Here is a 2,409-nt window from a genome sequence, read left to right on the forward strand (position 1 = left end):
GCACCGGCCTTCTTTACGCCCCTCGTGTCCCGCGCTTCGCGCGGTGAAGTTCAAAAAATCGTTCCCGACGTTCGCGAGATAAACGCCTCCCGCTAAAACTCAAATAGTTCGGGACGTAACAGATAACCAACCCGCCATTGCCTGCTGCGCCGTCAGCGGAACCCGCCGAACCCGGAAGCTGTTGTGCCTGCGTCAGCGGCTGTGCACCCTGCAACTCGCCACCACCAGCAGACGCCATCGAGCCTGCGCTGAGCATCGGAGCAGGCGGCACCGCTCCCGTATTCCCGAGCGCGGCCCACTGCGCCGGGGCCGGTGCTGGCGCGGGTGCGAGCTTCTGCACAAAGTTCGGGTTCTTCCTCCACACCTCACAACTTGTCGTATACGGCACAAACTTCGGCGCGAACGCCGCGCCGCCCAGGTCCATCTGCGCGGGGCCAATTTTCTTCAGGCCCGTTGTCCTGAACACCGCGCCGCCGCGCGAGCCGAACTCGATGCCACCCGGTGAGAGCTTCATGTACGTGCCGCCGCAGGCCAGCACGATCTCCTTCGAGGACTTCACGTGCAGCACCCCGTCAACCGTCTCGAAGGTCATGTCGCCCTGCGAGGCAAGCTGCGCGCGGCCACGCTGGGCCTGTATCACCAGGTCCCCCGCCGCCGTGACGAGGCTCATGCCCTTCTGCGAGAACAACGACACCACGTCGCGCGCCGTGGCCGTCAGGCGCTTGAGCGTGCTGAAGTGAATGCCCTTCTTCGCCGTGCCGATGATCGAACCATCGGCTGCGAACTGCACGCCGTCGCCCGACACGATGCCAGCCGGTCCAGGACCGGTCACGAGCACACCCGGTTTCTTCAACTCATGCAGGCCGTCATGGATCGCCTGCTGCGCGTTCGTGTCGGCGGGCGACGCCTTCGACGCTTCGGCGGACTCAGCAAGTGACCGGCTCATCACCTGGTGATCCTTCAGTTGCGCGTCCGTCTCGTCCATGGCGAGCACCTTGCCACTTCCGCCCGCCTGGTTATAGGCCGTCACCATCACGCCCGCGCCACCGCGACTCACCAGATGACCCGAGGTCCGCAGTTCCGCACCCGTGCCGCGCTCCTTCAGTTCACGGTCGGGAATGAAGCCCAGGTTGAGCTGCGAGCGGCCCGAGTGCTCCGTGCTCAGTTCAATGCCCTGCTGGTTATCCCAATCCTCAAACCAGAGCTTGTTGCCCGAGCGCGTGCGTATCTCGCTGCGCGACATCCGCCTGCGCGAGCTGTTGATGAGGTCCGGGTTTCTGGCCGTCGGAATGAAGGCCAGTGCAAATGGCTTGTTAGGGTTGCCCTCGTAGAATCCCGCTATGCCGAAGTCGCCGTCCACGGGCGGCATGTTCAGCCCCGAGTGGTTCTTGCTGGCGAAGGGCTTCGCCATGCGCAGCGGAATGCTCTCCACGCCCTTCGGCCAGTTGCCGAAGTCGCAGTGAAAACGCACGATAATGCGCCCCTCCGCATCCAGGTAGGGGTACGTGTAGTCATTCGGCGATTTGACCGTGAACCCGAGTGTATGGACCCGGGGCCACTTCGATTCATCTATGGCCAGCCGATATGGCCGGTTGGCAGGGATCGCACGGAACGTGTTCCGGTAGTTCGCGTTAGGTGCGCCACGATGCACGACCTTCGTGACGAACACACCCTCCTTTGCGTCGAGCGTGCCGTCCTGATTGTCGGCCAGCGTATCGGGCTTCACGATGCACCCTGGCCTGATCGAAGGTATCGTGGACTTCGCCTTGCAGGTGACCTGCTGCGCGCGCGCCGCCTCATGCCGCAAGGTCGCCTCGCGCTTCGCCCCCGCCTCGTCCCCGTGATGCGTGCCCCACACCATGGGCGTACCCATGGTCGTGTTGTCATGCCCCTCCGTGCTGAACTCGTCGCGCGCCTGTCCTTCCTTGCGGATGATCATGGCGTGGTTGTCGGGGCTAAAGTCCGCGACGATGAACGACTCGGGAATGGCGCGGGTTTTGACCTTCAGCGAATAGATCGACTCTTCGAACGTATGCATGCCCGATGGGGGGCGATCCCTGACCGAGATCGCGGGGCGCGAATAGCCGTCGATATCGTCCGCGATGACCTGCACTTCGCCATGTCGGTCCTCTTCGGTGAACATGAAGAGCCCCGCCTGCTCCATTTCCAGCCGGCAATACGCCCAGTCGCCCATGTTGTACTGCATGCGAAACGGGTGTCGTGGATGCTGCCGCCGCAGGCGCTGCACCACCCGCACCCATGGGCGCAGATCGTTGCGCTTGATCACTTCCTCGATGATGTCGGCTGACGTTTTGTTCTGGTAGGTCGCACAGTTGCTGGGACCATCGAGCTTTGCTAGGTGCTGGCGGATTTCGACGCGGTAGATGCAGCCATCACGGGACTTCGACA

General features: G+C 63.2%; 1 protein-coding gene. It reads right to left on the reverse strand.

Annotated elements, in window-relative coordinates:
* Nucleotides 1-13: 13 nt before the first annotated feature.
* Nucleotides 14-2,409: type VI secretion system Vgr family protein (locus tag L5014_RS38435; RefSeq protein WP_238469078.1), on the reverse strand; the 2,396-nt coding region annotated here is incomplete at its 5' end.

The sequence above is a fragment of the Paraburkholderia tagetis genome (assembly GCF_022213065.1).
In the GTDB taxonomy this organism is placed as follows: Bacteria; Pseudomonadota; Gammaproteobacteria; order Burkholderiales; family Burkholderiaceae; genus Paraburkholderia; species Paraburkholderia tagetis.